Source organism: Thermovirga sp. (assembly GCA_012523215.1).
Classification (GTDB): Bacteria; Synergistota; Synergistia; order Synergistales; family Thermovirgaceae; genus 58-81.
Genome location: JAAYIZ010000120.1, coordinates 1 through 5,877, shown reverse-complemented (window position 1 = coordinate 5,877; position 5,877 = coordinate 1). Strand labels below are relative to the sequence as shown.

Annotated in this window: 11 protein-coding genes; all 11 read right to left on the bottom strand. The window is 57.9% G+C overall.

What is annotated here, in order from left to right; translation table 11 throughout:
• A partial coding sequence (locus GX108_03395; protein ID NLO56088.1) for an energy-coupling factor transporter transmembrane protein EcfT occupies positions 1-584 on the bottom strand: 584 nt, incomplete at its 3' end.
• Positions 581-1,423 (bottom strand): energy-coupling factor transporter ATPase, encoded by an 843-nt coding sequence (locus GX108_03390; protein ID NLO56087.1) that lies wholly within the window; start codon positions 1,421-1,423, stop codon positions 581-583. The genes GX108_03390 and GX108_03395, both read right to left, overlap by 4 nt.
• Positions 1,414-2,241 carry an ATP-binding cassette domain-containing protein gene (locus tag GX108_03385; GenBank protein ID NLO56086.1) on the bottom strand — a complete coding sequence of 276 codons (828 nt, stop codon included), beginning with the start codon at positions 2,239-2,241 and terminating at the stop codon, positions 1,414-1,416. The genes GX108_03390 and GX108_03385 overlap by 10 nt, the downstream gene beginning before the upstream one ends.
• 5 nt (positions 2,242-2,246) lie before the next feature.
• Positions 2,247-2,597, bottom strand: coding sequence for a 50S ribosomal protein L17 (gene rplQ, locus GX108_03380; protein NLO56085.1), 351 nt, complete (start codon positions 2,595-2,597; stop codon positions 2,247-2,249).
• Positions 2,594-3,577, bottom strand: a complete 984-nt coding sequence (locus GX108_03375) for a DNA-directed RNA polymerase subunit alpha (protein ID NLO56084.1) — start codon at positions 3,575-3,577, stop codon at positions 2,594-2,596. The genes rplQ and GX108_03375 overlap by 4 nt, the downstream gene beginning before the upstream one ends.
• 30 nt (positions 3,578-3,607) lie before the next feature.
• On the bottom strand, positions 3,608-4,237 hold the full coding sequence (gene rpsD, locus GX108_03370) for a 30S ribosomal protein S4 (GenBank protein ID NLO56083.1): 630 nt from the start codon (positions 4,235-4,237) through the stop codon (positions 3,608-3,610).
• A gap of 26 nt (positions 4,238-4,263) precedes the next feature.
• On the bottom strand, positions 4,264-4,656 hold the full coding sequence (gene rpsK / locus GX108_03365; protein NLO56082.1) for a 30S ribosomal protein S11: 393 nt from the start codon (positions 4,654-4,656) through the stop codon (positions 4,264-4,266).
• Between the two features lie 44 nt (positions 4,657-4,700).
• Positions 4,701-5,084 carry a 30S ribosomal protein S13 gene (gene rpsM, locus GX108_03360; protein NLO56081.1) on the bottom strand — a complete coding sequence of 128 codons (384 nt, stop codon included), beginning with the start codon at positions 5,082-5,084 and terminating at the stop codon, positions 4,701-4,703.
• A 6-nt stretch (positions 5,085-5,090) separates the two neighbouring features.
• Entirely contained in the window at positions 5,091-5,216 is a 126-nt protein-coding gene (gene rpmJ, locus GX108_03355; GenBank protein NLO56080.1) for a 50S ribosomal protein L36, read from the bottom strand.
• Between the two features lie 76 nt (positions 5,217-5,292).
• On the bottom strand, positions 5,293-5,511 hold the full coding sequence (infA, locus tag GX108_03350; protein NLO56079.1) for a translation initiation factor IF-1: 219 nt from the start codon (positions 5,509-5,511) through the stop codon (positions 5,293-5,295).
• Between the two features lie 102 nt (positions 5,512-5,613).
• Positions 5,614-5,877 (bottom strand): M24 family metallopeptidase (locus GX108_03345; protein ID NLO56078.1); only part of this gene is annotated, 264 nt, incomplete at its 5' end.

Sequence of the window (5,877 nt, the reverse complement as noted above, 5' to 3'; positions counted from 1 at the left end):
GGCCCTCCCCTTTCCAGTTCAGCTCCCCTGGCGATCTGGGCCTTCATAATCCTCTCCGTCTCGTTCAGAAGGGTGGGTATGAACCTGAGGGCTATGGTCATCATCATGGCCAGTTCATGGGCGGGGAAGCCGAACCGGCGAAAGGGCGAGAAAAGGCTTTCCAGGCCGTCGGCAAGTTCCGTCGGGCTGGTCGTGAGGGTCAACATTCCCGCGAACATGATGAGCAGCATCAGTCTCAAACCCATTCTCGAGGCCATGACCACACCTTCCCGGGTTATCTTCAATATGCCCCAGGAGAAGATCGGTTCGCCCCCCGTGAAGAAAAGGTGTATCGCGGCGGTGAAGGCCACCAGTATCCAGACCGGCTTCACCGTGGAAAGGACAAGCCGGGCGGGGATCTTCGATGTGGCGACCAGGGTCGGAAAAAGGAGGCCCCACATCGTGAAGCCCAGAGGACCCCGGACCAGGAAGATGCCCACGAGGCTAAAAAGGACGGCAACGATCTTGCACCGCGGATCGAGGTGGTGGACCGGCGATTCGACAGGTACATACTGGCCGAGGGTCATATTGTTCAGGAATTTCATCTTCCATGGCTCCTGCCTATGGCTTCCGCGAGAATGCCTGGTTCCCAAGTGAGAGGCACCTCGAAACCCAGGTCGCGGAGGCGGCCCGCGAAACGAACGAGATCCGGGATGACCAGCCCCCTTATGTCGCGCTCGAGGAGTTCCCCCAGTATTACGTCGGGGGGACCCCATAGGGCGCTCCTGCCCTCGTCGAGAACGAGTATCGTGTCGGCAAAGCCCAGGGCCAGTTCCATGTCGTGGGTGATGTGGATTATCCCCTTGCCCAGTTCCTTCAGGTTGGAAAGCAGGCTGAGCAACTGCCTCCTTCCCGAGGAGTCGAGTCCGGCGGTAGGCTCATCCATGACCAGGTAGTCCGGGTCGGAGGAGAGCGTAGAAGCTATGGCGACCCTTCTTTTTTGCCCTCCCGAGAGCCGAAAGGGACTGGCTTCGTAAAGATCCTCGCCGATGCCCACCAGTTCGAGGGCTTCTTCGACGCTTTTCTTCACATCACCAACCTCGAGACCCCAGTTCCTGGGTCCGAAGGAAACTTCCTTGAAGACCGTCTCCTCGAAGAGTTGCTGCTCCGGGTACTGGAAAACGAGACCGACCTTCTGCCTGACCCGGCGGAGGGACTCCTCGCCATGGCGGACGGGTATGCCGTCGACGCTCACGGAGCCCTCCGTTGGCAGGAGGAGCCCGTTCAGGTGCTGGGCAAGGGTGGACTTGCCGCTCCCGGTATGTCCCACAATGGCCATCCATCTGCCCTTTTCAGCCCGGAAGGTGACGCCGTCCAGGGCCTTTGTCTCAAGAGGTGAGCCGGAGTGATAGACATGGACCAGGTCCCTCACGGCTATCGACATAGGGCCTCCACCATCTCTTCCATCCGGGGCGGGGTCTCCGTCCCAAAGAGCCCCTCATCGAGGAGTATCCGCCATACTCTTACAATCCCGGGGATCTCAAGACCCCATTTCACGAGGTCCTCACCGAGAAGGAAGAGCCCCAGCGGGGTCCCTTCCCACGCTATGCGGCCCTCTGAAAGCACTATGCAACGGTCGCAGCAGAGGATCTCCTCGAGCCGGTGAGTGATGGAGACGAGGGTCATCCCTCCGGAATGGAGGCTGGAGAGCACCACCATCAAGTCCTGCCTTCCCCTTGGGTCGAGCATGGTCGTCGCTTCATCCATGACCAGGCAGGATGATTTCTGGGCGATGGCTCCAGCCAGGGCCAGCCTTTGCTTCTGCCCCCCAGAAAGGGCGTAGACGGGCTTTCGGGCCATTTCCCCCAGGCCTGACACCTCCAGGGCCCATCTCACCCTTTCCCTGATCTTCTCGGAGGGAAGGCCCAGGTTCTCGGGGCCGAAGGCGACATCTTCCTCCACCACGGCCGCTATGAGCTGGTTCTCGGGGTTCTGGAACACCATCGACACCGCTCTTCGGGCCGAGTATTTGCCCTCTTCACTTTTTGTGTTGAGGCCATTGACAAAACAATCGCCCTGCGACGGTAGCAGCAGGGCGTTGATATGCTTCGCCAGGGTGGATTTTCCCGACCCGTTACTCCCAATTAGGGCGATCCATTCTCCGGCGCCTATCTCCAGGTCTATATCCGTGATGGCTGGAGTGTCAGTACCCTCGTAGGTGTAGGATACATGGGAAAACCGTACCAGGCAGTCGGCTGTCATGACCTCTAGACAAGCTCGATGACGGCCATGGGGGCCGCGTCGCCCTTGCGGTATCCGGTCCTGGTTATGCGGGTGTATCCCCCCTGCCTTTCGTTGTAGCGGCCGGCTATGTCGTTGAACAGCTTCTGCACGGCCTTGACATTCCCCATCCTGGAAGCGACGATCCTGCGGTTGTGAAGGTCGCCGATCTTCGCCTTCGTGATCATCCTCTCGGCGACCCGTCGCACTTCTTTGGCCTTGGTGACGGTGGTCTCCACGCGTTCATCCAGGAAAAGGACCGCCGTGAGATTTGAAAGCATGGCCATGCGATGGCTTCCATACCGCCCAAGCCTGCGTCGGTCAACGCGATGCCTCATCGGGTTTCATCCTCCTTCGACTTGTCCTCTGACGGGCGGTCATCCTCCGAGATTTGCAGCCCGAAGGCTTCCAACTTTTCTTCAATCTCCCTGAGGGATATCTTGCCCAAATTTCTTATCTTCAGCAGTTCCGCCCTGCTTCGGCTCATGAGGTCCCCAATGGTCTGGACACCCCCGCGAAGAAGGCAGTTTTCGCTCCTTATAGATAGCTCAAGGTCCTTTATGGACCTGGCGTAGACCCCGTCCACATCCTTGTCGCCTTTCTGATGGCCGTCCTCATCGGCATCTTCCGCCCCTTCGATTTCATCCTTGTCGAGCCCCTTGACGAAGAGGGAAAAGGACCTCTGCAGGATGGCCGCGGCGTCAATTACGGCCTTTTCAGGCATGATCGACCCATCGGTCCATACTTCAAGGATGAGCCTCTCGTAGTCGGTCCTCTGGCCGACCCTCTCGTCCTGGACCTCGTACTTTGCCCGGCGGACGGGAGAGAACACGGCATCCATGACAAGGGCATCCAGCGGAAGGTCCGCGGGCCTCTCCCTCTCGGAGGTGAGGTAACCGGTTCCCTGTTCGATGAAGAGATCCATCTCCAGTGAGGCGCCGCCTTCCAGGGTGCAAATGTACATGTCGGAGTCTACGAACTCGATATCACTGTCGGGCTGGATGTGGGCCGGCGTGACCTCGCAGGGACCCGTCGCCTCCAGCCTCAGGACCTTCGTCCCCTCGCTGTAGCTCTTCAGCGCCACGTTCTTTATGTTGAGCAGAAGTTCAATGACATCTTCTCTCATACCCGGGATGGTGCTGAACTCATGAAGGATCCCCTCGATCCTCACCGCCGTTATGGCCGCCCCACCGATGGAAGACAGCAGGACCCGCCTCAAAGCGTTGCCCAAGGTGACGCCATACCCCTTTTCAAGAGGGCTGACGACGATCCTTCCGTTTAGGGGGGTGCTTTCCTCTACTCGGATCTCGGGTTTTATATGTTCCATCATTTTCCCCCCAGTCATTTGCTATCGGGCATAGAACTCGACGACCAGTTGTTCCTTGACAGGGACCTCTATCTGTTCGCGGTTCGGGAGGGCCAGTATGCGGCCTTCCTGCCTTTCGGCATCGAACTGAAGCCATTCGGGAATCGTCCTGGAAGCCGCCACTTCGATGTTCTCCTTGATGAGGGTCTTATCCCGGCTCCTCTCGCCGATGGCTATAGTGTCCCCCGCCTTCACGAGGTAACTGGGGATATCCACCTTGCGACCATTCACGGTGACATGGCCGTGCCTCACGAACTGCCTCGCCTGGGGGCGGCTCACCCCTATGCCGAACCGGTAGACCACGTTATCGAGGCGCATCTCGAGCAGCCTGAGGAAGTTATGACCAGTCTGGCCGGCCATCTTGGAGGCCGAGGCGTAGAACCTCCTGAACTGGGACTCGTTGAGCCCGTAGAAGCGTCTCAGTTTTTGCTTCTCCCGCAAGCGGATACCGTATTCGCTGACCTTGACCCTCCGGCTCTGCCCATGCTGGCCCGGTTTGTAGTTCCTCTTGTTTATAGCGCACTTTTCCGTGTAACACCTGTCGCCCTTCAGAAATAGCTTCGTACCTTCGGCTCTGCAGAGGCGACAGACGGCACCTGTGTATCTGCTCATTACCCTTGTCCTCCTTGATCAGGCCACTAGACTCGCCGACGCTTGGGAGGCCGGCAACCGTTGTGGGGGATCGGGGTCTCGTCCTTGATGGCGTTCACCTGCAGACCCGCCCCCTGAAGGGACCGGATGGCCGATTCGCGACCGGGGCCAGGCCCTTTGACTACGACATCTATCTCTTGGACACCATGATCCTGGGCCTGCTTGGCGACCTGCTGGGCCGCCAACTGGGCCGCGAAGGGGGTGGATTTCCTCGCTCCCTTGAAACCCACATGTCCGCCAGAAGCCCAGGAGAGCAGGTTCCCCTGCTTGTCGGTGACACTGATTATGGTGTTGTTGAAGGTCGAATAGATATGGGCAACACCGTAACTGATATTCTTTTTTTCCTTTCTTTTGCCTCTACGTTGCGTTCTCTTCGCCACGCGAATACTCCCTCCCTTACCCTATGGGGGCGTCCCAAAAGTGATTACTTCTTGGCCGCGGATCTCTTCTTGCCCGCGACAGCTCTGCGGGGTCCCTTGCGGGTCCTCGCATTGGTCTTTGTCCTCTGCCCTCTCACGGGAAGGCCGAATTTGTGGCGCATGCCCCTGTAGCAGCCGATTTCGACGAGGCGCTTGATATTCATCGTGACCTCCCGTCGGAGGTCGCCCTCAACCCTGTAACTATCCTCTATCTCGGATCTGAGCTTTTGTGCTTCCTCTTCGGTGAGATCCTTCACCCTCGTGTCGGGGGAGATAGACGTCGCCTCGAGAATCTTTTTCGAGGAAGGCAACCCGATCCCGTAGATATAGGTCAGCGCCACCTCGATGCGTTTTTCCCTTGGAAGATCGACTCCTGCGATTCGTGCCATGGGATACTACCTCCTTGCTCCCTGTCTCTGTTTGTGCCTCGGGTTCTTGCTGCAGATGATCCTGACGACACCTTTTCTTTTGATAACCCTGCAGTGTTCGCAGATGGGTTTGATAGATGGTTTCACTTTCATCGGATTCCACGCTCCTCAACGCAGCTGAATTACTCGCAAAGTATAGAATACACGCGCGATTACACAAATCTTAAGTTTATTTATATCTATACACGATCCTTCCCCGTGTCAAGTCATAGGGAGATATCTGGACCAGGACCCTATCTCCCGGCAATATCCTTATGAAATGCATCCGCATCTTGCCCGACACATGGCCCAGGATCTTGTGACCGTTTTCCAGTTCGACCCGGAACATGGCGTTGGGTAGAGGTTCTATTACCTTTCCCCTGACCTCGATCATGTCATCTTTTGGCATACGGCTCCTTCACCCTTCCTGTCCCACCTGGCGAGACATCTGCGCTCCGGTCAACGCCACCGGGGCGATCTCCGACCCCTGGGTCACTTTCATAATAACCCCTTAATCCCAAGGCGTGATCACCTCCGGGCCGTCTCCGGTGATGACGATGGTCTTCTCGAAATGGGCGGCATCGGAGCCATCGGCCGTTACCACGGTCCATCCGTCCTTCAGAGTCCTTACCGCCTCCTTTCCGGTCATGATCATCGGTTCGATGGCCAAGGACATTCCCTTTTTCAGGGTGATGCCCTTGCCGGGTGTGCCGTAATTCGGAATCTGCGGGGCCTCGTGAAGTTTTCGACCGATCCCGTGGCCGGCGTATTCCCT